We start from the raw sequence: 25,172 nt of genomic DNA on the forward strand, positions 1-25,172 counted from the left end.
TTTGTGCAGGTTATTCCCACCCTGGGCCCTAGCAAGACATATCCGGTGCGGAAGGGGTCCCAGTGAAACTCCGAGCAGTCGCCATCGCGGGCTTAGCCCTGTTCCTGAGCGTCGCCGCCGCCGACCCAGGCGACGAGGGCGGCGACCCACCCAACCAGGTGACCGCCGACGTGGGCGTCATGGCCACCAACTTCCAGATGCCCTTCCCCTGCGGGCAGTCGTGGAACGGCAACTCCAGCGCGAGCAGCGCCCACCAGTCGTGGGAGATCGACTTCAACAGGGGCAGCACGCCCGACGCCGACCTCGGCGACACCGTGGTGGCCGCCGCGGCGGGCACGGTGGTCATCTCCGCCCATCAGGGCTCGACCAACGGCTACGGCAACCTCGTCAAGATCGACCACGGTGGCGGCTGGGCAACCTACTACGCGCACCTGAACGTCCGCTCGGTCAGCGTGGGCCAGTCCGTCTCCCAGGGCCAGAAGGTCGGCACCGTCGGCAACACCAGCAAGCCGGGCAACAACATCTCACCCCACCTCCACTACGAGGTGCGGCTCGGCAGCAGCTACCCGTCCAACATCCAGAAGGCCGTCTTCAACGGCGTGACCTTCGGCTACCCCATCCAGACGCTGACCTCGAAGAACTGCGGCGGCAGCAGCAACCCGCACACCCCGCAGGAAGTCTGCGGCGCCGGCTACAGCGTGATCGACTCGGCGGCCCTCGGTTCCTCCGGCACGGTCTACCTGCTCTACAACAGCGGCAACGGCTACAACTGCGTCGCCACGATGAAGAGCGCCTCGCTCGGCACCGCCACGGCGACCACCGCCTACCTGGAAGTGCAAGGCAGTAGCAGGATCACCGACTCGGGCAACTACGAGTACTACGCGGGACCCGTCAGGGCGTCGGCGGCGGACAAGTGCGTGAAGTGGGGCGGCAAGGCAGGCTCCTCCACCTACGACAGCCCCTTCGAGCACTGCGGCTGATCAGCGAGCTTCGACAGGGCCTCCACGGCGCGGTGGAGGCCCTGTCCCGCGTCACACCATGCCGATGATGTCGACCACGTAGACGAGCGCGGTCCCCGCGGGGACCGCCATCCCCCCCGCCGTCAGGACCTCCTTCGCGACGGCGGGCGCGGTGATCGCGACCCTGCTGCCCACCCGCCTGCCGGTCAGCCCCTCCACCCAGCCTGGCGGCACCGCGCCTTCCTTCAGCACGACGACGTTCGGGCCGCCCCTGGCGGACGAGGAGTCGAAGACCTTCCTGCTGGGCCAGCGGGCCCCGACGTACTGCACGACCACCCTGGCGCCGCGCGTCACCGGCGGTCCTGAACCGTCGATCAGGACGCCAGGGCGGAGGGTGTCCGGCAGGTCAGGCAGCCGCCGGCCGACCAGCCTGGCGTCCGGCGGGTAGCCGGCGAGGATGTCGAAGACGAGCACCAGCGTCTGGCCGCTGTCGGCGCGCCCGGGTGTGCCGCGCGGGCCGTACGCGAGGTGGGCTGGGCTGACCAGCATCACCCTGCTGCCCACGGGCCGGTCGACCAGCGCCCGCTCCCACGCCTGCGAGACGTGCCGCCCGTCGAGGACGACCGCGGTGGGCTGGTTGGTGTCGTAGGTCGTGACGTACGGCTTGGCGCCGTCCCACCGGCGGATCTCGACCTCCGCCAGCACCACGTCGCCCCTCCTGGTACGCGGGCCTGAACCCTCCGACAGCACGCTCACCGTGGGCGTGGGTTCTGGACGGCGCAGGGGCACCTCGATGACGGGCCGCTCGCCGAACGCGCCGGTCACCGTGGGGGTGGCGGGTGGTGCGCAGGAGACGGCGAACACCAGGCAGAGCAGGACGATGGCGCGCACGGTGATGACCTAGCCGCGATCGTCTCAAGCGACTCCTGGCCGCCCGCCATCTCCGCGCAAACCCGCCCACTGGGGATCCGGGCGTCCGGAGGCTCGGGCGGCGGGCACACTGGTGTGCTGTGAGCCGACCGAACCTGGCGCGCAGGGTCGCGGACGCGGCCGAGATCGCGCTCGCCACCCGCAAGTACGTCACCTTTCTCGACGTCGTCACCGGCCTGCGCTGGCTGCACAGCCGCCACGTCGACACCTGGCGCCAGGGCAGGGCCGCCACGCTCGCCGAGCTGGCCGCCGTCGACGACTCGCGGCTGCTCGACGCCGCCGCGGCGCTGGGCGAGTGGGCGCGTTCCAAGGGCCTGCGCCCGGTGGAGACGCCGTACCTGTCAGGCGGCAGGGACCGTCGGGAGCTGCGCTTCACCACTTCGGGCGAGCAGGGCTCCTTCAAGGTCCACTGGATCTCCCCCGACCTCAGCGACACGCGCGTCAAGCAGCTCACCGAACGGCAGAGCAAGGCGCCCGACCTGGTCGTGGTCTCCCCGCTGGAGCCGTGGAGGTGCGCCGTGTGTGGCGACACGGGCCCCTACCTGATCACAGAGGACGACCGCCCGCTCTGCCTGACCTGCGCCGACCTCGACCACCTCGTCTTCCTCCCCTCGGGCAACGCGGCACTGAGCCGCAGGGCGAAGAAGGAGAGCGTGCTGTCGGCGGTGGTCGTGCGGTACAACCGGCGGCGCAAGGTCTACCAGCGCCAGGGCGTGCTGGTGGAGGAGGCCGCACTGGCCCGCGCGGAGGAGCAGTGTCTGGGCGACGAGGAGGCGCGCGAAGCCCGCCGGGCACGCGACCGTGAGCGCAGGGCCGAGCAGGACCTCGACTATCAGGCCAAGATGGCGGACGAGATCGTGCGGCTCTTCCCGCGCTGCCCGCCGGGGCGCGCCGAGTCCATCGCCGCCCACGCCGCCCAGCGCGGCAGCGGCAGGGTCGGCCGTACGGCCGCCGCCAAGGCCATGGACGAGAACGCGATCACGCTCGCGGTCGTGGCCTCGATCCGCCACCTCGACACCGACTACGACAGGATGCTGATGGACGGCGTCCCCCGCATGGAGGCCCGTGACCGCATCCGGCCGGTGATCGAGGCCAAACTGTCGGAGCTCAAGGGTAGAAATCAGGCATGAGCGACTGGCACGCCGTCCGACAGGCCATCCACGACTTCGCGCTGAGCCTGCCCGAGACCCACGAGGACTTCCCGTGGGGCGAGAGCGTCATCAAGGTCAACAAGAAGGTGTTCGTCTTCCTCGGCATCGACGAGCCGACGGAGAAGTGGAACCCGGCGTTCGGCGTGAAGCTGCTGTCGGAGTCGCACGGCCACGCGCTGACCGTCCAGGGCGCCGAGCCCAGCGGTTACGGGCTGGGCAAGGCGGGCTGGGTGACGGTCCCGTTCGAGAGTGAGCTGCCGGAAACCGAGGTGCTGCTCGACTGGGTGGAGGAGAGCTACCGGGCGATCGCCCCGAAACGGGCGATCAGGCTACTGGACGGCCAGGCGCAGCGCGAAGCCGACGAGTAGGACGCCGGTGATCCGTTCGACGCGCCGCCGTACCCGGGGAGTGCGCAGCAGCGCGCCCATCCTGTCGACCACGAGGACGTAGACGAGGAACCACAGGAAGTAGAGCCCGGCGAAGACGGCCGACAGCAGCAGCGCGTCGTCGGGCCCCTTCATGAACTGCGGCAGGAACGTGACCTGGAACAGCAGCACCTTCGGGTTGAGCAGGTTGGAGAAGAAGCCGTTGCGGATGTGCCGCTGCCCCGCGGTCGGCGCCTCCTGCGGCTTGGCGCGGAAGGACTGCACGCCCAGCCACAGCAGGTAGGCGATGCCGAGCCACCTGAGCACGGTGAACGCGGTCGGTGAGGCGGCCAGCAGCGCCGACAGGCCGAGCGAGGCGGCGGTGGCGTGGACCGTGAGGCCGAGCAGGCCTCCCGCCATCGTGAGCAGTCCTGCGACGCGGCCGTGGGTGAGGGAGCTACGCATGATCAGGGCCGCGTCGGGGCCGGGGATCATGATCATGACAAGCGCGGTGACCGCGAAGGTCAGCAGCATGGCGGGGGTCTCCCGGAAGCCGGGCGCGCTCCGGGAGACCCGCGGGTGTGCAGGCCGCACGGAACCGCGGACGTACAGGGGCGCCTTGTGGGCGCCCTTGATATTACTTGTCCGAATTCCGGTACGGCGCCACGGGCCTGCCCAACGTGGGCGTGCCCAGCAGCCTGGCCGAGGAGACAGCGTAGATGCCGTCGTTGGTGAACACCCAGACGATCTTGCGGTCCCATTCGACGTAGACGGCGTGGGTCTGGTTGCCGAGCGCGTAGTCGGGGACGCCCTTGGCGAACCCGCTGGGCACGAACTGCGCGACCCGCTTCGGCCGCCTGACGTCGGTGGTGTCGAAGAACTGCACGCCCGCGTTGTAGAAGGCGTAGGTCAGCAGGCCCTGCTTCGGGTCCCCCGGAGAGGTGTAGGAGCCCGACCGCTTGGGCCCGAAGCTGCCGCCCCGCCGGCAGTAGTCGGCGAACCTCGCCCCCGCCGCGGGCTCGGGCCTGGGAAGCTTGCCGACGATGCGCGGGTGGCGCGGGTCGCGGGCGTCGATCTGGAACACGTCCTTGTACGGCTCGTGGCAGTCCTCACCGAGCGGGTAGCCGGAGACGTAGACCAGGCCGGTCTTGGCGTACTGGGAGACGTCCACGTTGTCGGCCTCGGTGCCGCCGACCGACATCGGCAGGTCGAGGTGGCCGACCTCCTTCATCGCGGCGGGGTCGGAGAGGTCGAGGATCGACAGCCCGTAGCCGCCCATCGCGGCGAAGCCGTACTTGCCTGAGACGAAGAACGGCATGCGCGCGCCCATCCACGAGGTCTGGTTACCGCAGCGCGGGTTCTTCGCGTAAGCCGCCTCCTCGCCCGCCACCTGGCCCTTGCGGTGCCATTCGCCGACCTTCTTCGGGTGCTTCAGATCGGACATGTCCCAGGCCTGGTAGCCGGGCGAGTAGAGATAGGTGGGCACCTCGGTGTTGCGCCAGGTGTCGAGCGGGGCGACGGCGACGTACATGTACGTCCCGCCGGTCCAGTACGGCACGTCCAGCGAGCCCGAGCCCTGCTGCACGCCCGGCTTCGGGTCCGTCAGCGTGGGGTCGGTGGTCACGGTGGACAGGAGCTTCCAGTCCTTCCTCCGCGGGCCGTCAAGGCGGTAGACCTTGAAGCCCTTGAAAGTGGTCTCCTCGCGCAGTTGCTTCACGCCCGAAGGGTTGTGGAACTTGGTGCGCTCGACCGCGTCGCCCAGCTGGTCGACCTGGCGCTTCTGCTCGAAGGACTGGATCATCACGTAGTGGCCGTCACGCCACTGGATGGTGGAGGCGCCCCAGTAGTCGGCCGTCTTCCAGTCCTTGCCGGTCAGCACCTCGACGATCTTCACTTTGCGCACGTCGGTGACGTCGTAGACGCGGGCCTCTGTGCGGTCGTACTGGAACAGGTAGCGGCGGCCGTCGAAGTCGACGACGTTCTGCCAGGTGTGGAAGTAGTCCGGGGTGAAGTCCGCGCCCCTGTAGGAGGCCTCGACCTTGATCGGTCCCTCGACGTAGCTCTTCGGGTCGTAGCCCTTGGTCTTGGGGAAGAGGTCCTGCGCGCCGCCGGGGAAGCGGAAGCGCTCCTCGCCCGCGGGCGTCAGTGCTGGATGGCGGAACGAGCCGTCGAGCTGCATGCCGTACTCGCCGGGGGCCGGTTCGCCCGGCCGGCGGTCACCGCAGACGGTGGGGAAGGCGTCGTCGGGTTCGGCCTGCGCGGGGGCGGCCACCAGCAGGCTTGCCAGGCAGGCGGTGGTGGCCAGAGTCGCTCTGAACATCTTGTGACCTTTCGGGGGATGCGCACCAGAGTGGGGGGTGCGCGTCCCGTTCCCCAATGGCTGGTTCCGCGTTACGGAACCAGGGCGGCCAGCGCCACGCCCAGTCCGCGCTGGTTCCGGCCCGAGGCCTTGGCGTCGGTGGAGTTGATGGAGTAGACGACGGTCCTGCTCAGGTCGCGGGTGGCGCCCACGCCTGCCGAGAAGCCGTACCTGGCGCCCGTCTTGCCGTAGGCGACCTGCCCGCCGGGCAGCACCATCCTGGACATGCCGGAGGTGTAGACGGCGGGGTCGCAGCTGCCGAATGCCGTCACCCTGGGGACGGTGAACATCGGCTCCAACTGGGCGTAGGGCACGACCTCCCCGGAGAAGAGCGCGTTCACGAACGTCTCCAGGTCGCGGGCGGTCGAGATGAGGTCGCCCGAGGCCCAGGTGGAGGTGACGCTGGTCGTGGTCATGTCCACGACGGACGCGTCGCCGTACGCGGTCGAGCCGGGGAAGCCGTCGGGGACGACCTGGTAGCCGTGGTTGTGCTTGCCGCGGATGTGGGTCGACCGTCCTGGCAGGTAGCTGTCGCGCATGCCGAGCGAGCGCAGGATGCGGGCGGTGACCTCGTGCTCGTAGGAGCGTCCTGTGAGCTTCTCGATGAGCAGGCCCGCGACGAAGGTGTTGATGTTGACGTAGTGCTGCTTGGTGCCGGGCGTGAACTCGACCGGGTTCTCGACGGCCAGCGCGACGTACTCCTTCGGGGTCCAGGTCTTGAACCTGGTCCTGTAGACCTCCTCGAAGCCGCCGTCGATCTCGGGCGAGGGCAGGCCGCTGGTGTGGTTGAGCAGCTGGCCGACGGTGATCGGCGGGTAGTCGGCGGGGAGCAGGCCTGGCAGGTACTCCTGAACCGTGCCGTCGAGCGACACCTTGCCCTCGGCGACGAGCTGGAGCACGACGGCGGCGGTGAACATCTTGGTGACGCTGCCGGCGCGGAAGCGGACGTCGTCCCGGGCGGGCCGCTTGGCGCGCAGGTCCCCGACCCCCGTGACCCCCTTCCACGTGCCCTTCGTGCCGCCCACGCGCACGACCGCCGCGGTGGCGTCGGGCGCGGGCAGCTTCTCGATGCTCTTGGCGAGGGCCGCCTCGTTGAGCGGCGGCACCTTGATGACGGGGTCGGTGGCGGGCGGAGGGACCGGGCAGTCCTCGGCCGAGGCACGCGCGGGGGCCGCGACGACGGCGGCGAAGGTGGCGAGGCAGGCGAGCGCGAGGGCCGAGGAGAGGCTCTTGTTCATGTCCTCGATCTTGTCGAGAACGCCCGTCTCTCCGGATCGCCGGTGCCGGTGAACTCCGGCCTCCCTCCTGGGAGGGAGGCAGATGGGTCGCTCAGGTGACCGCGAGCCGCTGGGCGTACTTCTCGTCCCTCCACAGCTCCTTGTCGAGCACCTCCAGCAGGGTCTGGGCCGCGTCGTAGACGTCGACGTGCCTGATGTACAGCGGCGCGAACCCGAAGCGGAGGATGTCGGGTGCCCTGAAGTCGCCGTGGACGCCCCTGTCGATCAGCGCCCGCATCACCGGATAGCCGTCGGGGTGGCGGAAACTGACCTGGCTGCCCCTGCGCTCGGGCGCGCGGGGAGAGGCGAGCTCGAGCGCGTCGCCGACGAGCTCGACGAACGTCTCGGTCAGCTGGACGCTCTTGGCCCTGACGTGGGCCATGTCCACGCGCTCCCAGATGTCGAGCGCGGCCTCCAGCGCGGCGAACGACAGCACGTGCGGGGTGCTGACGGTGAAGCGCCTGATGCCGTCGGCGGGCCGGAAGCGCGGTTCGAAGGCGAACGGCTCGGCGTGGCCGTACCAGCCGGACAGCACGTTCTCCGCCGCCTCGTGGTGGCGCGGGTTCACGTAGAGGAACGCGGGCGCGCCGGGCCCGCCGTTGAGGTACTTGTAGGTGCAGCCGAGCGCGAAGTCGGCCTGCGAGACGTCGACGTGCAGCGCGCCCACGCTGTGGCAGACGTCCCAGATCATCAGCGCGCCCGCGGCCTGCACCCGCGCGGTCACCTCGGCCACGTCGTAACGCTCGCCCGTGCGGTAGTTGACCTCCGACAGCAGCACCGCGGCCACGTCGTCGCCGACACCCTCGGAGAAGTCGCGGATCTCGCAGCCGAGCCCCTCCAGGATGTAGTTGTCGGTGGGGAAGTTGGTCACGTCGGCGACCACCACCGGCCTGGAAGGACGCAGCCGCATGGCCGCGGCCACCGCCTGGTACACCGCGATCGACGTGGTGTTGCCCACCACCACCGTCCCCGGGCCCGCGCCGATCAGCGGGGCGAGCCTGTCGCCCGTGGTGAGCGGCTGGGCGTACCAGCCCGCGCTGTTCCACCCGCCGACCAACTCCCGGCCCCACTCCTCCTCGACCGCCCTCCGCACCCTCTCGGCGGTACGGCGGGGCAGCGCGCCGAGGGAGTTGCCGACGAGGTAGACGACCCCCTCGGGCAGCACGAACTCGTCCCTGAACTCCTTCAGCGGGTCGGCCGCGTCAAGAGCCAGGCAGTCTTCACGATTCACGGTGTTTCTCCAAGAAAGGTCTCGGCATTGCCTCCCAGGATCCTGGCGCGAGCCCGGTCGGAGAGGAAGCCCGCGCCGCTGACCAGCCTCCCCACGGGAGACTCGCCGAGCGGGTAGGGGTAGTCGGAGCCGAGCATCACACGGTCCTCCCCCATGGTGTCCACCAGCAGCCGCAGCGCCCGCTCGTCGAACACGACGGAGTCGACGCTGAAGCGGTCGAGGTAGTGCGAAGGGGGGTGCTCCGAGGTCCCGATGACGTCGTTCCTGCGATGCCACGCGTTCTCGAAGCGGCCCAGCCAGAAGGCGAACGAGCCGCCTCCGTGGGCGAAGCAGATCCTCAGCGTCTCCGGCACGCGGTCGAAGACGCCGCCGAGGATCATGGCGAGGATCGACAGGTGGGTCTCGGCCGGCATCCCGACCAGCCACTGCGCCATCCACCTGTCGAGCCTCGGTCCCGTCGGCAGGTCCCACGGGTGAACGAAGACGGGAGCGTTCCTGGCCGCGCAGTGCTGGAGGAACTGCACGACGCCCTCGTCGTCGAGGTCCCTGTCGCCGACGTGGTTGCCGATCTCGACGCCCCTGTGCCCGGCGGCCAGACACCGGTCGAGCTCCTCGCAGGCCAGGTCGGGGTCCTGCAGCGGGACCTGGCAGAACGGGATCAGCCGCTCGTCGGCGCAGATCTCCAGGGCGAGGTCGTTGAAGATCCGCGCGACGTTCGCGGCCTGCTTCGCCGGGCGCTCGTAGGCGAAGAACACCGGGGTCGGGGAGACGACCTGCCTGTCCACGCCCATCGTCGCCAGGCGGACCTCGGGATCCCAGCAGTCGTCCTGGATCCTGCGGAAGTCGCGGTCGTTGACGACGATCATCGCCTCGCGCTCGGACTCGATCCGCAGCCGGGGCGCGCCGGGCCAGCCCAGGTCGGGCCAGCCCTTGGCGACGTAGTGCGTGTGGACGTCGACGATCACTCGGTCAGCCCTTGCCGGGGTGCAGTGCCCCGCAGTTGTCGCAGGTGCGCGCCTTCTCGTCGGTGTAGAACGCCTCGAAGACCGGCGGCAGGTCCTTGACGATGTCGCGCACCTGCAGCTCCACCTCGTGGACCACCGCGTCGCACTGCTGGCAGTACCACCTGAACGTCTCCAGCGTGCCCTCAGGCCTGATCCGCTCGATCACCAGGCCGACGGAGTCGGCCTCGCGCTGCGGCGAGTGCGGCAGGTTGCCGGGCAGCAGCCACATCTGGCCCTCGCGGATGTGCACGGTGTCAGGACCGTCGGGAGTCATGACGTTGAGGCGCATGTTCCCCTTGATCTGGAAGAACAGCTCCTCGAAGGGGTCGATGTGGAAGTCGGTGCGCTGGTTCGGGCCGCCGACGACCATGACGATGAAGTCGTCCGCCTTCTCGAACACGACCTTGTTACCCACCGGCGGCTTGAGCAGGTGGGCGTGCTCGTCGATCCACTTGTTGAAGTCGATGGGCGGGATCATGCTCGCTCCTCTTCTGATGGTCGCGACCGCTTCGTCGCTCGCTGGCATTGGATTAAACCTCGCTCCCGATCGCCGAGCTCCTTCGCTCCTTTGTCGATGGTGAATAGGCGACGGCCTGCATCTCGATCAGCAGGTGCGGGTGCGGCAGCTGGTGGACGGCCACCGTGGTGCGCGTGGGTCCTGTCTCGTCGAAGAACTCGGCGTAGGTCTCGTTGTAGCCCTTGAAGTCGTTCATGTTGACCAGATACGTGGTGATCTGTACCAGATCGGCGAGGCTCGCTCCCGCGGCTCGCAGGATGTCGCCGATGTTCTCGATCACCGCTCTGGTCTGCACGCGGATGTCCAGGTCCGTGGTCCCCAGCTCGTCGACCGACACACCCGCGAAGGTGTTGTCGGGCCGCCTGGAGCTGGTCCCCGACACGTAGAGGAAGTCCCCCGCCCGTTTGACGTGGGGAAACCTCCCTCTCGGCGTCGCCTTCCCCTCGACCAGCATCACAGCGCCACCCTTCCCAGCCGCTGGATCTCCACCTGGACGTGCGCGCCTGACAGGAGCGGTTCGGCAGGGGTGGCGGCGCCGGCCAGCAGGATCGCGCCCTCCTCGATCACCAGCCCCACCTGTACGGCGAGCCGTGCCGCCTCGACGATCGCCCTGCGCGGGTCGCCGAGGATGGCCGCGGTCGACCCGACGTGCACGGGCCGCCCGTCGATCTCGAAGACCACGCCAAGGTTCCAGTCGTCGACGTCGTAGGGCCGCCAAGGCCCGATCGTGTAGCCCGCCGCCGAGGTGTTGTCGGCGATGACGCTCTCCAGCGAGAACCTGAAATTCTCGTACCGCGAGTCGATCACCTCGATGCCCGCCGCGACGGCCGCGACGGCGCCGGGCCGCGTGGCGTCCTCGACGCTCTCGATCCTGCGCCCGACCAGGTAGGCCACCTCGGGCTCGACCCTCGGGTGGATGTACTTGTCGTGGTCGACCACCGCCATCGACGGCGTCAGCCGTCCCAGGATGAGGTCGTTGACGCCCATCTGGCGGCGTTTGCCCTCGCTGGTGAAGCCGAGCTTGACCCCGGACAGGGGCTCGCCGCGCAGGCCGACGACCTCTTCCTGGATCTCGTAGGCGGTGGCGACGTCGAGCTCGTCCACAGGCTGTGGAATCGGCATCCGGGTGAGCGCGGCCTCGTGCAGCGCCTGAGCCAGCTTCATTTCGTCAGGTCCAATGCGATATCGACGATCATGTCCTCCTGACCGCCGACCATCCGGCGGCGGCCCGCCTCGGCGAGGATCTCCCTGGTGTCGACGCCGTACCGCTGTGAGGCGGCCTCGGCGTGGCGGAGGAAGCTGGAGTAGACGCCCGCGTAGCCGAGCGTCAGCGTCTCCCTGTCGACCCGCACGGGACGGTCCTGCAGCGGCCTGACCAGGTCGTCGGCCGCGTCCATCAGCGCGTAGAGGTCGCAGCCGTGCGCCCAGCCCATGAGGTCGGCCACGGCGACGAACACCTCAAGCGGCGCGTTCCCCGCGCCCGCGCCCATCCCGGCGAGCGAGGCGTCCACGCGGGTGCAGCCGTTCTCCACCGCGACCACGGAGTTGGCCACGCCGAGGCTGAGGTTGTGGTGGGCGTGGATGCCGATCTCGGTCTCGGGCCTGAGCGCGTCACGGTAGGCCCTGATCCGCTCCCTCGCGCCGTCCATGGTGAGGCCGCCGCCGGAGTCGGTCACGTAGACGCAGTGCGCGCCGTACGACTCCATGAGCCTGGCCTGCTCGGCGAGGACCTCGGGCGGGGCCATGTGCGCCATCATCAGGAACCCCGCGACGTCCATGCCCAGCTCGCGGGCGGTGGAGATGTGCTGGGCCGAGATGTCGGCCTCGGTGCAGTGCGTGGCGATCCTGACCGAGGTGACGCCCAGCGCGTGGGCCTTCCTCAGGTCCTCGATGGTGCCGATGCCGGGCAGCAGCAGCGTGGTGAGCCTCGCGTTCGTCACGGCTCCCGCGACGGCCTCGATCCACTCCTCGTCGGTGTGGGCGCCGGGACCGTAGTTGAAGCTCCCGCCCGCGAGGCCGTCGCCGTGCGCGACCTCGATGGCGGCCACTCCCGCCGCGTCGAGCGCCCTGGCGATGGCGGTGGCCTGGTCGATCGTGTAGCGGTGGCGGATGGCGTGCATGCCGTCCCGCAACGTCACGTCCTGCACGTAGATGCGCGCGCTCATGCCCGTCCTCCCTCGGTGACCTGCGAGATGGCTCCCGCGGGGGTGAGGGGGGCGGTCTCGGCGAGGCGTTCGGCGGTGCGCAGGGCGGCGGAGGTCATGATGTCCAGGTTCCCCGCGTAGGCGGGGAGGTAGTGGGCCGCCCCCTCGACCTCCAGGAAGACGCTCACCTTCACCCCACCCCTCGCCCCCTGCGCCAGCGTCCACACCGGCTCGTCGGCGGCCACGGGTGTGAACTGCACCTCCTGCTTGAGCCGGTAGCCGGGCACATATTCCTGCACCGAGGCCACCATCTCCGCCACCGAAGCGGCCACCTCGTCCTCCGAGCACGAGTCGACCAGGCAGTAGACGGTGTCCCGCATGATCAGCGGCGGCTCCGCAGGATTCAGCACGATGATCGCCTTGCCCCGCGTCGCACCGCCGACCTGCTCCAGTGCCCTGGCGGTCGTCACCGTGAACTCGTCGATGTTCGCCCGCGTGCCGGGACCGGCCGACTTCGACGCGATGGAGGCCACGATCTCGGCGTACGACACCCTGGCCACCTTCGACACCGCGGCCACGATCGGGATCGTCGCCTGCCCTCCGCACGTCACCATGTTGAGGTTCGGCGCGGACAGGTGGGCGTCCAGGTTGACCGAGGGCACCACGTAGGGGCCGAGCGCGGCGGGCGTGAGGTCGATGACCCTCTTGCCGTACGACCGGACGACCGCGGCGTTGTGCGCGTGGGCGCCCGCCGAGGTGGCGTCGAGCACCACGTCGACCGAGTCGAAGGACGGCAGCGCCACCAGTCCCTCGACGCCCGAGGAGGTCGTCTCGAGGCCCCTGCGCCGCGCCCTGGCGAGGCCGTCTGAGGCGGGGTCGATGCCCGCCATCGCCACGACCTCGACCTTCTTCGACAGCAGGGCCTTGAACATCAGGTCGGTCCCGATGTTGCCCGAGCCGATGATCGCCAGCCTCACCCGAACACCGCCCGCACCGAGCCGAGACCGTCGATGAGCGCCTCGAACACGTCGCCGTCCTCCACCGGCACCACGGGGCCGAGCGCGCCGGTCAGCACGACGTCTCCCGCGCGCAGCGGGTGGTCGGTGCGGCCGAGCGTGTCGGCCAGCCAGACGGCCGCGTTGAGCGGGTGACCCATGCAGGCCGCGCCCGCGCCCGTGGACACCTCCTGCCCGCGCCTGGTCATCGTCATCCCCGCCAGGCGCAGGTCGAGCCCGCGCAGCCCGACCGGCGTGTTGCCCAGCACGAAGGCGCCGCTGGAGGCGTTGTCGGCGATGGTGTCGGCCAGCGTGATGTCCCAGTCGGCGACGCGCGAGTCGACGATCTCGATCGCGGGCAGCGCGAAGTCGACCGCCCTGATCACCTCGGCGACCGTGAAAGGCCCGCCGACCAGGTCGCACCCCAGCACGAGCGCGATCTCGGCCTCGGCCCTCGGCTGCAGGAACCTCTCGTACGGCACCGGCAGCCCGTCCAGGTAGGCCATGTCGGCGAACAGCATGCCGAAGTCGGGCCGGTCCACCCCGAGCTGCTTCTGCACGGCCAGGTTGGTCAGCCCGATCTTGCGCCCGACCAGCCTGCGCCCCTCGTCGAGCGCCCTGCGGGTGTTGATCTCCTGTACGGCGTAGCCCTCGCCCGCCGTACTCACCAGGTCCCTGACGGGAGCGCACGGCTTGCCCGAGCGCTGGGCCTCGAGCAACCGGTCGGCCGCCTGGGTGCGGACGTCCACGGCCTCTGACCACTCGTCGTTCATGCGCCACCTTCCAGCTTGATCGTGATCGTCGTCGGCTCGGAGTAGAAGTCGAGCGACTGGGTGCCGCCCTCTCGGCCGATGCCCGACAGCTTGACGCCGCCGAACGGGGTGCGCAGGTCGCGCAGGTACCAGGTGTTGACCCAGACCAGCCCCGCCTCCAGCCGCTGGGCGACCCGGTGCGCCCGGTCGAGGCCGCTCGTCCACAGGACGGCGGCCAGCCCGTAGTCGGAGTCGTTGGCCAGCGCGACGGCCTCGGCCTCGGTGTCGAACGGGGCCACGTGGCAGACCGGCCCGAAGATCTCTTCCCTGTTGAAGCGGGAGGACTCCGGCAGTCCTGTCACCACGGTCGGTTCCACGAAGTAGCCGGGCCCGTCGGGAGCGCCGCCGCCGGTGAGGAACTTCGCCCCCTCGTCGCGGGCGAGAGCGTAGTACGACAGCACCTTCTCCCTGTGCTGCGCGGAGATCATGGGCTGCGGGGTGACCGACGCTACCCGCTCGGCCAGCAGGGCGCAGAACTCCTCGAAGATCGGCCGCTCGACGTAGAGCCGCTCGGTGCACAGGCACACCTGGCCGCCGTTGGTGAACACCGACCGCACGCTGCCCTCGACCGCCCTGTCGAGGTCGGCGTCGGCGAAGACCAAGCCGGCGTTCTTCCCGCCCAGCTCGAAGGAGATCGGCTTCACCCGGTCGGCGACGGACTTCATGATCGCCGAGCCGGTGCGGGTGGAGCCGGTGAACGTCACCCCGTCGACCCCTTCGTGGGAGACCAGGAGCTGGCCCGCCTGGCCGTACCCGTGGATCACGTTGACCACACCAGGGGGCAGACCGACGGAGGCGCAGATCTCGGCGAAGAGCGCGGCGGAGCCGGGCGTGTTCTCCGACGGCTTGACCACGACGGTGTTGCCCGCGACCAGCGCGGGGCCGAGCTTCCACGTCATGAGCAGGAACGGCAGGTTCCACGGCACCACGACCGCGACCACGCCGAGCGGCCTGCGCACGGTGTAACTGAGCACGTCCGGCAGGTGGAAGGCCTCCGAAGGGCGCTGCGCGGCGATCTCGGCGAAGGCGCGGAAGTTGGCGGCGCCGCGCGGGATGTCGAGCGTGCGGGTCTGCTCGAGCGGCTTGCCCGTGTCGGCGATCTCGGCGGCCACCAGGTCGTCGAACCGCGCCTCGATCCCCTCGGCCAGGCGGCGCATCCAGGCGGCCCGCTCGGCCACCGGCAGCGCGGCCCAGGCGGGCGCGGCCTCGCGCGCGGCGCGCACCGCCCTGTCGACCACGGCCTGGTCCGCCTCATGGACCTGCCTGTTCACCTGTCCTGTCATGGGATCGTAGGACGCGAACGGCTCGCCCTCGGCCACCCACGCGCCCCCGATGAAGTGGGCTACCTGCTCAAATGACATCGTTCCTCCACCTAGGGGTATAGAACTTCCCGGCGGTTTCGGACAAGAATGCGTTCCGTGACACGGAACACCGATCGCTTGTCGATGCTGGAGAAGTCATGGCTGGTCCTGGACGCGTTCCGGCCGACCGGCGGCCCGCTCCGGCTGATGGACGTCGCCCAGCACTGCCACCTGCCCAAGACCACCGCCTTCCGGCTGCTCACGGAACTGACCGAGATCGGCGCCGTCGCGCGCAGGGAGAACGGTTACTACCTCGGCCGCCGGTTGTTCGAGCTCGGTAGCATCGTCCCTCTCGAACGCGACCTGCGCCACGCCGCCCTGCCGTTCATGCACGATCTCTACGAGGCCACCCGCGAGACGATCCACCTCGGCGTGCGCGATGGGCTCGACGTGGTCTACGTCGAGAAGATCCGCGGTCACGAGTCGTTCTCGCTGCCCTCGCGGGTGGGCGGACGGCTGCCGCTCAACTGCACGGGCGTGGGCAAGGCGCTGCTGGCCTACTCGGGACCCGAGTTCATCGACGAGGTGCTCTCGCGGCCGCTGCGCAGGCTCACCCCGCACTCGATCGTGGATCCCAAGCGGCTGGAGGAGGCCATCGGGCAGGTCCAGGCCGCGGGCCTGGCCTACGAGCGGGAGGAGGCGCAGCTCGGCGGCGCGTGCATCGCGGCGCCCGTCTTCAGCGGCGGCACCGTCGTCGCGGCGCTGTCGGTTTCGGTGCCGCTGGCCCGCTTCCACCCGACCCGGCTGGCGCCCGCGGTGAAGACGGCCGCGCTGGGAGTCTCCAGGGCACTGACGAGATCGATCTAGACCGGGCGTCCGGTCACCGACCGTGGCGGTCCTGTGCGAACGCAGTGACGCCGCACGGGCCCGAACTTGTTCCACACCTGTCGATATTTGGCTGTCCTTTCGGACACTTTTCCGTACCTGCATTATTGCCTCGTGGGCCAAACATGGGATTTGTGGGGACATGTCGTCATCGCGGGATTGCTGGGGATTCCGCTTGCCGTACTGGCGGCTTTGACACTGGCCCGCGCGCGCCGCAGGCGCGGGCACCCCGCCCCCGGACGCACCGCGATCGCCGACGTGGGCATCGTCGCAGGCACGGCCCCGTGGATCTGGATGATTCTCACTCCGGCAAACGGTCAGAGCGGTGTCAATCTCGTCCCGTTCAGAGATCTCACCTGGGTCTTCTCCGCACCGCCCGCGACCGTGTTCGTGCAGGTCGGAGGCAACCTCCTGGTCTTCGCCTGCCTGGGCGCGCTGCTTCCCGTCCGTTCCGCGCGCTTCGCGGGCATCGCCCGCGTGGCGGGTGTGGCCGCAGGTGCCTCGGTGACCGTCGAGCTGCTGCAGTACGGCCTGCGCCTCGGTCGCTTCTCCTCGATCGACGACGTCTTGATCAACACAGCGGGGGCGATCGTTGCCGCTTTGATTACTCGCCGCTGGTGGGGCTCCAATTAGCGGCCAGGACCGTTCCACAGTAACGGCCCGAGAAAACTCGCGAGGGTCACCACACGGGCACGATCCACTCAAAAGAAGCTCGGGACCAACCTGCGTATCTGTGCGATCGTGGACAAGGCGGGGCAAGTTCTCTGGAGACGCCAAACCTGGTTGGTGACAGAGGGTGATCAAACGTGTCTGAATCCCCGGTACCTCAGGAGCCCCCGATCTATCGGCGCATCGCCGACGGCCTGCGCGCCAGGATCCTGTCCGGCGAACTGCGCGATGGGGACCGACTACCGGGCGAGAACGCGCTCATGGCCGAACACGCAATCGCGCGAGCCACCGCCCGCCAGGCGCTGGCCGTGCTGATCAACGAAGGGCTGGCGGTGCCGAAAAGAGGTTCGGGGGTTTATGTGCGACAGTTCAAGCCGATCCGCAGGCACGGATCTCGACGCCTGTCCCGCGAGCAGTGGGGCCAGGGACAGGCCATCTGGGACGCCGACACGCGCGGCCGTCCTTTCACCGTGGACGCGGTGGAGGTGGCCCGCACGCGGGCCGGCGAGGTGACCGCCGGCGTCCTCGACAGCACGGAGGTGTGGATCAGGCGCCGTCGCTACTCGGTCGATGCCCGACCTGTCCAGCTTGCCACGTCCTACTTTCCCGCCGACCTGGTGGAAGGCAGCGCGATCACGCTGCCGGACACGGGGCCGGGCGGCGTCTACGCCCGGCTGCGGGACCTCGGCCTGCCGCCCGCCCACTTCACCGAAGAGGTGCGCGCCCGCATGCCGCAACCCAGGGAGGCGAGCCTGCTGGAGCTGCCGGCGGGCACTCCGGTGATCGTGATCTCCAGGACCGCCTACACCGCCGGCGGCCTCCCCGTTGAGTACAACGAGATGGTCCTCGACTCCGCGTCCTACGTACTCCAATACGACTTCGACGCTTAGGTCAAGTCGCTTTGTCAAGCGATAGGTTGACCTGTCCCCTGCGATCATTGATTTCTCTAGAGATGTGCCGCACCTTCTAAAGAGAAGGAAGCGTAAGTGGGGGACCCGGGAAGGGTGACCAGATGTCCTTTGACCGGCATCTCGCCGAGATCGCCCTGGAGTACCCCCACTGGACCATCTGGCGGAGCGACGCGGGCCGCTGGTGGGCCACGCGGCACCACCCGCTGAGCGCGGAACAGCGCGACGCGGGATGCGCCATGACCATCGATGCCGACGACCCTGAGGGCCTTCGCGAACAGTTGAGGGACCAGGAGAGGCGGGCAGGACCCGCCCCCTAGCGCGCGTGCTGTGGATCGTTCTAGGCGGGGGATCCACGGCACGCGCCCGGCCTCGTTCCGAGGCCACGAGCAGCCCGGTGCCGGGTTCAGCGTCTCGGCGGCTCCGGCACCGGGCCCCCAGGCGCGGAAGTCTCCGACCCTATCGGGGGCGGGGGCTTCCGCCCTAGCTTGTCCGCGCTGCGGGGCGGCCTACTTGTGCGCCAGCCTGCCCAGGTTGACGTCGGTGTCCTCGGAGACCTGCCGCTGCTCCTCCGCCACGTCGGCCGGCTCGTCGTCGACGATCACCCGTACCTCGTCGACCTCCCGCATCTCGTCGACGTCGTCGACCGCCTCGACCGCCTCCACCTCTTCGACCGCGGGCTCGACGACCGGCATCAGCGGCCCTGCCGTGTTCTCCCTGCGCATCAGGTCGCCGAGCACGGAGCTGATCTCGTTGAGCCGCCTGACCACCTCGCCGTGGGTGTCGGTGAGGTAGGTGACCCGCCGGCCCGCGTGCTCGTCGAGCGCGTTGACCCGCTGCTCGGCCGCCGCGAGCGACGCCTGCGCCTGAGCCTGGGCGCTGCTCAGCGTCGACTCCGCCTCGGCTCGCGCGATGGCCAGGGTGGACTCGGCCTCCTCTCGAGCGCTCTCGACGGTCTGCTCGGACTCCAGCCTGGCCGCCGTGAGGACCCTGTCGGCCTCACCCCTGGCCACGCGCAACGTCTCTTCGGCCTCGGCCCTGGCGGTGGTGAGGGTCTCCTCCGCGTCGGCGCCCGCCTGGGCCAGCATGCGCTCGGCCGCACCCGTCGCCTCGCCCACGCGGCGCTCGGCCTCTGCCTGGGCGCTGGTGAGGATGTTGTCGGCGGTCTCGCGAGCCGAGGAGACCATCCGCTCGGCCTCCATGCTGGCCGACTCGCGCAACCTGTTGGCCTCGGTCTCGGCGTCCTCCCGTTTGGCGGCCGCCTCCTCCTCTCCCAGCTTGAGAATCTGCGCGAGCCTCGGGCTGAGGTCCTCGTAACTCTGTGGCGCTTCGACCATCCTGCGTCTGGCCTCTGCGAGCTCGATCCGGCCTTGCTCCGCCTGGTCGATCGCTCGTGCCAGCCGCTCCTCCAGATCCCTGATCTGGTTGCGGGAGCGGATCATGTAGTCGTGTACCTGACGACGGCTGTAGCCGCGCATGACGACTTCGAAGGAGTCTTCCTGCATCAGGTCGGGAAAGCTCTCGTGCTGGTTTGTCATGAGGAGTACCTAGGTGGGGAGCTTGCGGTTTGTGAGGGTCCGACAACGACGTGTCAGGAGACGACTTTCCTGCCATCTGCCCAAGTCCGCAACCCGAACGCCGTACCTGCCCGGGAAATCCTAATGAGAAACCCGCCCTGTGCGCCCGCTCAGACGCTGCTGAGCTGGCCAGGCACGATTCTCGTCAAGCGGGCCGACTACGATGTCCAAGATGTACATCGCAGCCCTGGACGACGGTGCAATTCCTGACATTCACCCGGACGCCTATATCGCACCGGGCGCGGTGGTTGTCGGTAACGTCAGAGTAAGCCGTGGAGCCAACATCTGGTACGGCTCGGTCCTGCGCGGCGACGACGAACGCATCGAGATCGGCGAGGAGTGCAACGTCCAGGACCTGTGCTGCCTGCACGCGGATCCGGGCGAGCCCGCCGTACTCGAACCGAGAGTGAGCCTCGGCCACAAGGCCATGGTCCACGGCGCCCACGTCGAGACCGGCGCGCTGATCGGCATCGGCGCGATCGTGCTCGGCGGCGCGCGGATCGGGGCGGGCACCCTGGTCGCGGCGGGCGCGCTGGTCGGTCCTGGCAAGCAGATCCCCTCAGGGGTGCTCGTGGCGGGCGTGCCCGGCAAGATCGTCCGCGAGCTCACCGACGACGACAGGGCGGGCTTCGCGCACACGCCCGACCGGTACATGGCCAAGGCCCTCAGGCACGGGCGGGCGTCAGCAGTTTGACCAGCACCGCGTCGGGGACCTTCATCAGGTCTCCCGCGGGAGTGGCGGGCCGCAGGAAGCGCACGTAGTCGACGGTCAACCTGAGGTCGGGCTTCCCCTTGATCGTCTTGGCGGCGTTGGCCTTGGCCGCGTCCTTCTTGAGCGCGCCGTAGCTGTCCCAGTCGGTGTAGCCGGTCACGCCCCACTCCAGCACCTTCGGCAGGTCGGGACGCAGCCACCGCTGTCCGACCTTCCACGCGCCGCCCTCCTCCTTGTAGAGGGCGGAGACCATGGTTCCGGTCCTGGCGAGGATCAGCTCCATCCAGCGCCCGGTGACCGGCACCTCCTTCGGCTTGGAGCTGCCGTTGGCGGTCTCCTTCATCTCGACCCGCTCGGCGTTGTCGCCCGTGCCGGTGGTGACCGAGAGCCAGTTCGGCCTGTCGTTGGACTGCGGCACCCGCAGCATCGCGCCGCCGAGGGAGAACTTCCGCCGCGGCGGCCCGCTCTTCCTGCCCTCGACCTTGACCCTGGTGTGCAAGACGATGTCGCCCGCCAGTTCCTGGTAGACGAAGGGGCCGCGGAAGCCGTCGAACCAGGTCGAGGTCGTGGGCTCCAGATAGAGGGCGTCCTTCGCGGTGGCGTCGACGTCGAGCTTGGCGAGCCTGTTCTGGTCGCCCTCTGTGTCGCTCAGCTTGCTCCACACCGCCAGGTCGGCGGCGCTGGAGAACTCGCTGGAGGCGGAGCCGACCTCGCCGCCCGGATCCGGAGCGCTGACATCGGCCACGGTGAGCGCCTTGGGCTTGGGGGGCTGGCTCGACGTGGCCGTGCCGCAGCCCGCGAGGGCACAGGCGGCGAGCAGCGAAACCGTGATCTTGGCTCTCATGTCGGGACATTCTGCCCGGTCTCGAGGGCGGGCTACGATGCCGCCATGCGGTTCACGGCCATCGAGGCGGACGTCCGCGCAATGGTCACGGACCCGCGCTGGGCGACGCTCCCCCTCCAGACCAGGGCCAACGCCATCGCCTCCAGGGCGCTGGCCACCCCGGACGGCGGCAGGTGGGTGTTCGGCGCGCACGCCCGCTGGTATCTCCAGGACCCTGGCGACGGCCGCTGGCACCTGTCCGCGCCACCACGCAACTGCCCCGCCCGCGTCGAGCACTACGTGGGCGTCCTGCTGCCGCATCTGGTGCCGAGCGGCCCGGACTTCGCCGCCGGGCGCTGGTCCAGCCAGGCGTTCGTCGGACCCGACGTGCCGGCGCCGCTCACGTCGGAGATCCGCGCGCTGGTCAGGGCGAACGGCATGCGCTCCGTCGAGGAGTACCCGCTGACCTCCTTCCGCGAGGTCTTCGCGGGCGACGTGCCGAGCACGGTGGCGGCGATCTGGGCGACGATCATGTGGTGCGCCTACGCGCCCGCCTTCGACGGCAACGAGCAGCTCCTGTCGGTGTTCGGCGAGTACCTGGGCCGCCCGCTGCCGGGCGACGAGTGGGTGCGCTGGCTGCCGTCCCCGCCGCTGAGGTCCCTCGTCACCCTGTACGGCGAGCGCGTCCGCTCCGGCGCCCCCCGCGCGGCGTTGCGCCTGGCCGCCCTGATGGCCGACACGGCGGGGATCGTGGCCGCTGACGCGCGCTTCCGCCCGAGGGCCGAGGCGCTCATCGCGATGCTGGAGCCCGCGCTCCGCAACCCCTCCCTCGACCACCGGACCGCCACAGGTCCGCTGCCGCGCTTCGAGCCCCGTCCGGTCGCGCCGCGGGGATCCGCCACCGGCCCGTTCCCTCCCCCGCCCCCTCTCGCCACCACAGGGCCCTTCGAGCGCACGGCGGGCCACGGACCCACAGGGCCGCAGCAGGGCAGCTGGCGGACCGCCACAGGACCCCACACAGGAGCCGCCACCGGCGACCCCTACGCCACCGGCGCGTGGTCGCCCGCCGGCCAGTGGAACGGGACCTCCACGGGAGCCTCAGGCGCCGCCTCGACCGGCGCCTCTGGAAGGCCCCCCACCGACGCCTCGGGATGGACCTCCACCGGCACCTCGGGAGGGACCTCGACCGGCGCGTCCGAACGGGTGGGCTCCGGCGTTCATGGACGCGCGGGCTCCGGCGCTCAAGGGGGCGCAGCAGGCTCGGGGGAAGGCCCCACGGCCGACGACAAGGCCGCCAGGGACGCCGACAAGGCGCTGCGGAGGGCGTGGCTGGCCAGGGTGCCCGATCACCTCGCGAGGGCCGTCCTCGCCGAGACGGACCCCGGCGAGCACTTCCGCCACACCGTCGGCGACCTCCTGGAGGCCGTGGCCTTCTCCTCCGACCCGCACAGGACGGCGGCCGCCCTGCTCGCCGCCGACCACGCCGACGCGCCCGAGGACCTGCCGACCGTCGCCGCATGGCTGGATCATCGGCTGCGCCACGCGCTGCACGTCCAGCTCGCGGCGCCGAGGGGCGAGCAGACCGAGCCCGACGGGTTCGAGGTGGGCCCGCGGTGGCTCGATGCCGTACCGCCGACCAGGGACGGCGCGGCCGCGGTGCTGGGCGCCGCCTACGCGGCGGGGCTGGCCTGGTGCCGGCTCACTCGCACGCCCACGCCCGAGCGCGGCTTTCCGGGGGCCGCCGCGATTGTTCACAGGCTCATCCATGAGCGCGACGATCCCATCTAAACCACTAATCTCGTTATTTCACCCTTACTCGGTAAATATCGTTCCAGGACGAGAATTCGCCGAATTGTGATCTCGGAATCGGGAAATGATCCTTGTGGGGGCAGGAAGGCGCCGCAAGGAATGACCCCGATGGGCCATGTCGCCGGAAGGGCCTCCGCCGTAACCTCGAAGCAGGGTGTGGGCTGCGGAAGGAAGGACGACGCGGTGGGGCACGACGACCTGGACTCTCGGGTCCACGATCGTGTCGCGTTGGACGAGATTGCACTCTACGCCGAGGTGCTGACCGCCGTAGCCATCAGTGAACGGCGGCTCACCTTGGATGAACTCGACGACGCGCTCGGATTGCGGACTTCGGCGAGCCGCTGAAGACCATCACATTGACTAGTCCCGGACTCCCGCGGGGTCCGGGACACGGTTATCTGGATAGTTCACCGAAGCCCGGGGTGACTAGTCATGAGCGAACGAGCCGGGCGATGGCCGCCGACGCCTCCTTGACCTTCTCCTCCGCCTCGGGACCGCCGGAGTTGATCGCGTCGGCCACGCAATGGGAGATGTGCTCCTCCAGCAGCCCGAGCGCCACCGCCTGAAGCGCCCGGGTCGCCGCCGAGACCTGGGTGAGGATGTCGATGCAGTAGGCGTCGTCCTCCACCATGCGCTGCAAGCCCCTGATCTGACCCTCGATCCGCCGCAGACGGGTCAGATAGGCCTGCTTGTCTCCGCTATACCCATGCATGCATCAAAGGTACCTAGTCAGCGGAGGCCCGCGATCAACCCTTCCCACAGCGCCGAGACCTCGGCGGCCCCGTGCGCGGAGGCCGTGTCGAGCGCGCCCGCGGCCAGCGACCTGCGCCTGCGGTCGTCGTCGATCAGCGTGAGCAGCGCCGCGGCGTACATCTCGATCTGACCGTCGGGCACGAGCACGCCGTTGTAGCCGGTGATGATGTACTCGGCGGGGCCGCGGGCGCCGTCGAACCCGACGACGGGCACGCCGCACCCCATCGCCTCCAGGACTGCCATCCCGAGCGTCTCGGCGCGCGAGGTGGTCGCGACGATCGACGCTTTCGCGAACTCGCCCGCGAGGTCGGGAGTGGTCCCCATGAAGTAGACGTGGTTGTGCAGGTTCAGGTCGCGTACCAGGTCACGCAGCCTGCGTTCCTCAGGGCCGCCGCCGTACAGCCTGAGCCGCCAGTCGGGACGCTTGTCGGCCACGATCGCGAACGCCCTGATCAGCCGGTCGTAGGCGCGGGTGGCGACCCAGCGCCCTCCGGTGGCCACGATCCTGTTGTCCATCCTGGAGCGCGGCCACAGGCCGCCGGGCAGCGCGTCGGGCACCATGTGGACGGCGGGCCCGCCCTCCAGCAGCCGTTCCCAGTCCTCCCGCCCGCTCTCCGTCGCCGTCACCACCGCGTCCAGCCGTGGATAGAACCGCTGCACGGGACCCGGTACGGCAGGCCGCCCCCACTCCCGCGCGATCTTGAGCAGTTCCTTCGGCGCGTACCTGGCCGCCTGGACACTGATCGCGGGCCTGGTGGTGATGAGAACGTCACTCTTGAGCGCGCGAAGCAGCCGCCACAGCGCCACCTCCGTGCGCATCTGCCCGCGCGGCAGCAGGTGCCTCGCACCCGGCCTGGCGTCGATGAGCGAGCGCATCCGCACCTTGCCGCCGACGGCGAAGAACGGCTTCTCCTTCTGCCGCCTGACGCTGATCACCTCGACCTCGTGCCGCTCGGCCAGGTCCGAGGCGAGGTTGAGGATCGAGCGGACGTCGCCGCGCATGCTGTAAGCGGAAGGGAGCACGAGGCTGACCTTCACGCGCCCACCTCGATCCGCAGTTCGTCGTCGGCGGTGTAGCAGGGGCGGACCGGCACGCCGTCCACGCGCAGCGCCGGATAGTGCAGGCGGCGCCGTTTACCGTCCACGTCGTCGAGGCGGGAGGCCAGTCGCAGCGGCGTGGGCACGCCCTCCACCTCCAGCGACGGCTCCCACATCCCCACGCCCTCGGGGTCGGCGGCCACCACGTCGACCAGCGAGACGGCGGCATGAAAGCGCACGCCCTGCACGGTCGCGGCGGCGGCCACCGTCGTGGCCGTCCTGCCGCCGTCGCGGACGTCCTCCGCCGGCGAGGGCTGCCTGCGCTGAAGGGAGAGCCTCGCCTCGTGCCTGGAGTCGTCGTCGTCGAGTCCGGTGTAGGCGAGCAGGCCCGTGACCTCGAACCTTCCCTCCCTGAACCAGACCGCGCGCACCTCGGCCGCGGGCTCGGCGTCGGAGACCTTCAGCGCCAGGTAGCCGTTCCTCGTGCGGTAGGCGCGATAGGCGATGGTGCGCTTCGACAGCGCGTAGGTGTCGAGGTGGTCGAGGGAGAAGCCGGGGTCGACGCTCCTGATGCGGGTCCTGCCTTCCTCTTCGAACAAGTAGGCGTCCCAGCGACCCGCCGCCAGTGTCAGCGGCGCCAGCGAGACCGCCAGCGTGGCTCCGCGCGCCTCCGCCCCCGACGTGCCGAGCGCTACCTCCCGCTCCACGCCCGACACGCGATGGCGCAGCACCAGCCTCGTGCCGGATCTCAGCGGTCCTTCGATGGCGAGTCGCAGGGAGAGCACGTCAGCCAGGGTGACTTCCGCGTCGGTCACGACGACGCGCATCCGCAGCCCCCTCCCCGTCGAATGAAGCCATGCGACGTTGAGGTTACCGTGATTTTCCCGTTATGTGGAGAAAGCTTTTTGGCCTCGTCGCATGCCTGACATGCGAAAGTCCGCAACACGCGGTGT

General features: G+C 69.8%; 28 protein-coding genes. 10 read left to right on the plus strand and 18 right to left on the minus strand.

Annotated features, from left to right (window positions below; genetic code table 11):
• Positions 1-62: 62 nt before the first annotated feature.
• On the plus strand, positions 63-980 hold the full coding sequence (locus AB0B45_RS30615) for a M23 family metallopeptidase (protein WP_358137551.1): 918 nt from the start codon (positions 63-65) through the stop codon (positions 978-980).
• A 51-nt stretch (positions 981-1,031) separates the two neighbouring features.
• On the opposite strand, the gene AB0B45_RS30620 is transcribed toward AB0B45_RS30615, so the two are convergent.
• Complete coding sequence (locus tag AB0B45_RS30620; RefSeq protein WP_358137554.1) at positions 1,032-1,850, minus strand: FKBP-type peptidyl-prolyl cis-trans isomerase; 819 nt, start codon at positions 1,848-1,850, stop codon at positions 1,032-1,034.
• Positions 1,851-1,969: 119 nt separating this feature from the next.
• On the opposite strand from AB0B45_RS30620, the gene AB0B45_RS30625 reads away from it, so the two are divergent.
• Together AB0B45_RS30625 and AB0B45_RS30630 are read left to right on the plus strand one after the other, a co-directional pair.
• On the plus strand, positions 1,970-3,019 hold the full coding sequence (locus AB0B45_RS30625) for a DUF2293 domain-containing protein (RefSeq protein WP_358137556.1): 1,050 nt from the start codon (positions 1,970-1,972) through the stop codon (positions 3,017-3,019).
• Entirely contained in the window at positions 3,016-3,408 is a 393-nt protein-coding gene (locus AB0B45_RS30630; RefSeq protein WP_358137559.1) for an MmcQ/YjbR family DNA-binding protein, read from the plus strand. The genes AB0B45_RS30625 and AB0B45_RS30630 overlap by 4 nt, the downstream gene beginning before the upstream one ends.
• On the opposite strand, the gene AB0B45_RS30635 is transcribed toward AB0B45_RS30630, so the two are convergent.
• The 12 genes from AB0B45_RS30635 to AB0B45_RS30690 form a co-directional block, all read right to left on the minus strand.
• The gene (locus AB0B45_RS30635; protein WP_358137561.1) at positions 3,370-3,939 is read right to left on the minus strand and encodes a LysE family translocator; all 570 of its coding nucleotides are present in this window, start codon (positions 3,937-3,939) and stop codon (positions 3,370-3,372) included. The genes AB0B45_RS30630 and AB0B45_RS30635 overlap by 39 nt on opposite strands.
• A gap of 103 nt (positions 3,940-4,042) precedes the next feature.
• On the minus strand, positions 4,043-5,725 hold the full coding sequence (locus AB0B45_RS30640; protein ID WP_358137564.1) for a hypothetical protein: 1,683 nt from the start codon (positions 5,723-5,725) through the stop codon (positions 4,043-4,045).
• Positions 5,726-5,796: 71 nt separating this feature from the next.
• Positions 5,797-7,002 carry a serine hydrolase domain-containing protein gene (locus AB0B45_RS30645; protein ID WP_358137566.1) on the minus strand — a complete coding sequence of 402 codons (1,206 nt, stop codon included), beginning with the start codon at positions 7,000-7,002 and terminating at the stop codon, positions 5,797-5,799.
• A 91-nt stretch (positions 7,003-7,093) separates the two neighbouring features.
• A complete protein-coding gene (locus AB0B45_RS30650; protein ID WP_358137568.1) occupies positions 7,094-8,272 on the minus strand; it encodes an aminotransferase class V-fold PLP-dependent enzyme in 1,179 nt (392 codons plus the stop codon).
• Positions 8,269-9,237 carry an amidohydrolase family protein gene (locus tag AB0B45_RS30655; protein ID WP_358137570.1) on the minus strand — a complete coding sequence of 323 codons (969 nt, stop codon included), beginning with the start codon at positions 9,235-9,237 and terminating at the stop codon, positions 8,269-8,271. Before AB0B45_RS30655 ends, AB0B45_RS30650 begins: the two co-directional genes overlap by 4 nt.
• 4 nt (positions 9,238-9,241) lie before the next feature.
• On the minus strand, positions 9,242-9,754 hold the full coding sequence (locus AB0B45_RS30660; RefSeq protein ID WP_358137572.1) for a 3-hydroxyanthranilate 3,4-dioxygenase: 513 nt from the start codon (positions 9,752-9,754) through the stop codon (positions 9,242-9,244).
• 52 nt (positions 9,755-9,806) lie between these two features.
• Positions 9,807-10,247, minus strand: a complete 441-nt coding sequence (locus AB0B45_RS30665; RefSeq protein WP_358137846.1) for a RidA family protein — start codon at positions 10,245-10,247, stop codon at positions 9,807-9,809.
• The gene (locus tag AB0B45_RS30670) at positions 10,247-10,957 is read right to left on the minus strand and encodes a fumarylacetoacetate hydrolase family protein (RefSeq protein ID WP_358137575.1); all 711 of its coding nucleotides are present in this window, start codon (positions 10,955-10,957) and stop codon (positions 10,247-10,249) included. The genes AB0B45_RS30665 and AB0B45_RS30670 overlap by 1 nt, the downstream gene beginning before the upstream one ends.
• The gene (gene dmpG, locus AB0B45_RS30675) at positions 10,954-11,958 is read right to left on the minus strand and encodes a 4-hydroxy-2-oxovalerate aldolase (RefSeq protein ID WP_358137577.1); all 1,005 of its coding nucleotides are present in this window, start codon (positions 11,956-11,958) and stop codon (positions 10,954-10,956) included. The genes AB0B45_RS30670 and dmpG overlap by 4 nt, the downstream gene beginning before the upstream one ends.
• A complete protein-coding gene (locus tag AB0B45_RS30680) occupies positions 11,955-12,914 on the minus strand; it encodes an acetaldehyde dehydrogenase (acetylating) (protein WP_358137580.1) in 960 nt (319 codons plus the stop codon). Before AB0B45_RS30680 ends, dmpG begins: the two co-directional genes overlap by 4 nt.
• The gene (locus tag AB0B45_RS30685) at positions 12,911-13,705 is read right to left on the minus strand and encodes a fumarylacetoacetate hydrolase family protein (protein ID WP_358137583.1); all 795 of its coding nucleotides are present in this window, start codon (positions 13,703-13,705) and stop codon (positions 12,911-12,913) included. The genes AB0B45_RS30680 and AB0B45_RS30685 overlap by 4 nt, the downstream gene beginning before the upstream one ends.
• Positions 13,702-15,105 carry an aldehyde dehydrogenase family protein gene (locus tag AB0B45_RS30690; protein ID WP_358137586.1) on the minus strand — a complete coding sequence of 468 codons (1,404 nt, stop codon included), beginning with the start codon at positions 15,103-15,105 and terminating at the stop codon, positions 13,702-13,704. Before AB0B45_RS30690 ends, AB0B45_RS30685 begins: the two co-directional genes overlap by 4 nt.
• A gap of 48 nt (positions 15,106-15,153) precedes the next feature.
• Here AB0B45_RS30690 and AB0B45_RS30695 point away from each other — a divergent pair, with 48 nt between their 5' ends.
• From AB0B45_RS30695 to AB0B45_RS30710, 4 genes are all read left to right on the plus strand, one after another.
• Positions 15,154-15,912, plus strand: coding sequence for an IclR family transcriptional regulator (locus AB0B45_RS30695; protein ID WP_358137589.1), 759 nt, complete (start codon positions 15,154-15,156; stop codon positions 15,910-15,912).
• A 132-nt stretch (positions 15,913-16,044) separates the two neighbouring features.
• Positions 16,045-16,563, plus strand: a complete 519-nt coding sequence (locus tag AB0B45_RS30700; RefSeq protein ID WP_358137591.1) for a VanZ family protein — start codon at positions 16,045-16,047, stop codon at positions 16,561-16,563.
• A gap of 173 nt (positions 16,564-16,736) precedes the next feature.
• Complete coding sequence (locus AB0B45_RS30705) at positions 16,737-17,489, plus strand: GntR family transcriptional regulator (protein ID WP_358137594.1); 753 nt, start codon at positions 16,737-16,739, stop codon at positions 17,487-17,489.
• A gap of 122 nt (positions 17,490-17,611) precedes the next feature.
• Positions 17,612-17,827 (plus strand): hypothetical protein, encoded by a 216-nt coding sequence (locus AB0B45_RS30710; RefSeq protein WP_354909456.1) that lies wholly within the window; start codon positions 17,612-17,614, stop codon positions 17,825-17,827.
• A 189-nt stretch (positions 17,828-18,016) separates the two neighbouring features.
• Here AB0B45_RS30710 and AB0B45_RS30715 read toward each other — a convergent pair whose 3' ends face one another.
• Positions 18,017-19,045: a hypothetical protein gene (locus tag AB0B45_RS30715; protein ID WP_358137596.1), complete on the minus strand. Its 1,029-nt coding sequence runs from the start codon at positions 19,043-19,045 to the stop codon at positions 18,017-18,019.
• 211 nt (positions 19,046-19,256) lie between these two features.
• Between AB0B45_RS30715 and AB0B45_RS30720 the strand changes: the two genes are divergently transcribed.
• Positions 19,257-19,778 (plus strand): gamma carbonic anhydrase family protein, encoded by a 522-nt coding sequence (locus AB0B45_RS30720; protein WP_358137599.1) that lies wholly within the window; start codon positions 19,257-19,259, stop codon positions 19,776-19,778.
• Here the strand turns inward: AB0B45_RS30720 and AB0B45_RS30725 are convergent.
• A complete protein-coding gene (locus AB0B45_RS30725) occupies positions 19,750-20,640 on the minus strand; it encodes a hypothetical protein (protein WP_358137601.1) in 891 nt (296 codons plus the stop codon). The genes AB0B45_RS30720 and AB0B45_RS30725 overlap by 29 nt on opposite strands.
• Before the next feature lie 45 nt (positions 20,641-20,685).
• Between AB0B45_RS30725 and AB0B45_RS30730 the strand changes: the two genes are divergently transcribed.
• The gene (locus AB0B45_RS30730; protein ID WP_358137604.1) at positions 20,686-22,407 is read left to right on the plus strand and encodes a hypothetical protein; all 1,722 of its coding nucleotides are present in this window, start codon (positions 20,686-20,688) and stop codon (positions 22,405-22,407) included.
• 129 nt (positions 22,408-22,536) lie between these two features.
• Positions 22,537-22,773, plus strand: a complete 237-nt coding sequence (locus AB0B45_RS30735) for a hypothetical protein (RefSeq protein ID WP_358137607.1) — start codon at positions 22,537-22,539, stop codon at positions 22,771-22,773.
• A gap of 85 nt (positions 22,774-22,858) precedes the next feature.
• Here AB0B45_RS30735 and AB0B45_RS30740 read toward each other — a convergent pair whose 3' ends face one another.
• Genes AB0B45_RS30740 through AB0B45_RS30750 form a run of 3 tightly spaced genes read right to left on the minus strand, consistent with a single transcriptional unit; the run spans position 22,859 to position 25,046 of the window.
• Positions 22,859-23,140 (minus strand): metal-sensitive transcriptional regulator, encoded by a 282-nt coding sequence (locus AB0B45_RS30740; RefSeq protein WP_358137610.1) that lies wholly within the window; start codon positions 23,138-23,140, stop codon positions 22,859-22,861.
• Between the two features lie 17 nt (positions 23,141-23,157).
• Positions 23,158-24,219 carry a glycosyltransferase gene (locus AB0B45_RS30745; protein ID WP_358137613.1) on the minus strand — a complete coding sequence of 354 codons (1,062 nt, stop codon included), beginning with the start codon at positions 24,217-24,219 and terminating at the stop codon, positions 23,158-23,160.
• Positions 24,216-25,046: a hypothetical protein gene (locus tag AB0B45_RS30750; RefSeq protein WP_358137616.1), complete on the minus strand. Its 831-nt coding sequence runs from the start codon at positions 25,044-25,046 to the stop codon at positions 24,216-24,218. Before AB0B45_RS30750 ends, AB0B45_RS30745 begins: the two co-directional genes overlap by 4 nt.
• Positions 25,047-25,172: the final 126 nt, after the last annotated feature.

Origin of the sequence: Nonomuraea sp. NPDC049152, assembly GCF_040648355.1 — a bacterium.
Taxonomy (GTDB): domain Bacteria; phylum Actinomycetota; class Actinomycetes; order Streptosporangiales; family Streptosporangiaceae; genus Nonomuraea.

Coding starts and splice junctions, on each gene's coding strand:
- AB0B45_RS30630 (WP_358137559.1), top strand. CDS start 3,016: ATGAGCGACTGGCACGCCGTCCGACAGGCCATCCACGACTTCGCGCTG.
- AB0B45_RS30635 (WP_358137561.1), bottom strand. CDS start 3,939: ATGCTGCTGACCTTCGCGGTCACCGCGCTTGTCATGATCATGATCCCC.
- AB0B45_RS30640 (WP_358137564.1), bottom strand. CDS start 5,725: ATGTTCAGAGCGACTCTGGCCACCACCGCCTGCCTGGCAAGCCTGCTG.
- AB0B45_RS30645 (WP_358137566.1), bottom strand. CDS start 7,002: ATGAACAAGAGCCTCTCCTCGGCCCTCGCGCTCGCCTGCCTCGCCACC.
- AB0B45_RS30660 (WP_358137572.1), bottom strand. CDS start 9,754: ATGATCCCGCCCATCGACTTCAACAAGTGGATCGACGAGCACGCCCAC.
- AB0B45_RS30665 (WP_358137846.1), bottom strand. CDS start 10,247: ATGCTGGTCGAGGGGAAGGCGACGCCGAGAGGGAGGTTTCCCCACGTC.
- AB0B45_RS30670 (WP_358137575.1), bottom strand. CDS start 10,957: ATGAAGCTGGCTCAGGCGCTGCACGAGGCCGCGCTCACCCGGATGCCG.
- dmpG (WP_358137577.1), bottom strand. CDS start 11,958: ATGAGCGCGCGCATCTACGTGCAGGACGTGACGTTGCGGGACGGCATG.
- AB0B45_RS30685 (WP_358137583.1), bottom strand. CDS start 13,705: ATGAACGACGAGTGGTCAGAGGCCGTGGACGTCCGCACCCAGGCGGCC.
- AB0B45_RS30690 (WP_358137586.1), bottom strand. CDS start 15,105: ATGTCATTTGAGCAGGTAGCCCACTTCATCGGGGGCGCGTGGGTGGCC.
- AB0B45_RS30695 (WP_358137589.1), top strand. CDS start 15,154: ATGCGTTCCGTGACACGGAACACCGATCGCTTGTCGATGCTGGAGAAG.
- AB0B45_RS30710 (WP_354909456.1), top strand. CDS start 17,612: ATGTCCTTTGACCGGCATCTCGCCGAGATCGCCCTGGAGTACCCCCAC.
- AB0B45_RS30715 (WP_358137596.1), bottom strand. CDS start 19,045: ATGACAAACCAGCACGAGAGCTTTCCCGACCTGATGCAGGAAGACTCC.
- AB0B45_RS30720 (WP_358137599.1), top strand. CDS start 19,257: ATGTACATCGCAGCCCTGGACGACGGTGCAATTCCTGACATTCACCCG.
- AB0B45_RS30725 (WP_358137601.1), bottom strand. CDS start 20,640: ATGAGAGCCAAGATCACGGTTTCGCTGCTCGCCGCCTGTGCCCTCGCG.
- AB0B45_RS30730 (WP_358137604.1), top strand. CDS start 20,686: ATGCGGTTCACGGCCATCGAGGCGGACGTCCGCGCAATGGTCACGGAC.
- AB0B45_RS30735 (WP_358137607.1), top strand. CDS start 22,537: ATGGGCCATGTCGCCGGAAGGGCCTCCGCCGTAACCTCGAAGCAGGGT.
- AB0B45_RS30740 (WP_358137610.1), bottom strand. CDS start 23,140: ATGCATGGGTATAGCGGAGACAAGCAGGCCTATCTGACCCGTCTGCGG.
- AB0B45_RS30750 (WP_358137616.1), bottom strand. CDS start 25,046: ATGCGCGTCGTCGTGACCGACGCGGAAGTCACCCTGGCTGACGTGCTC.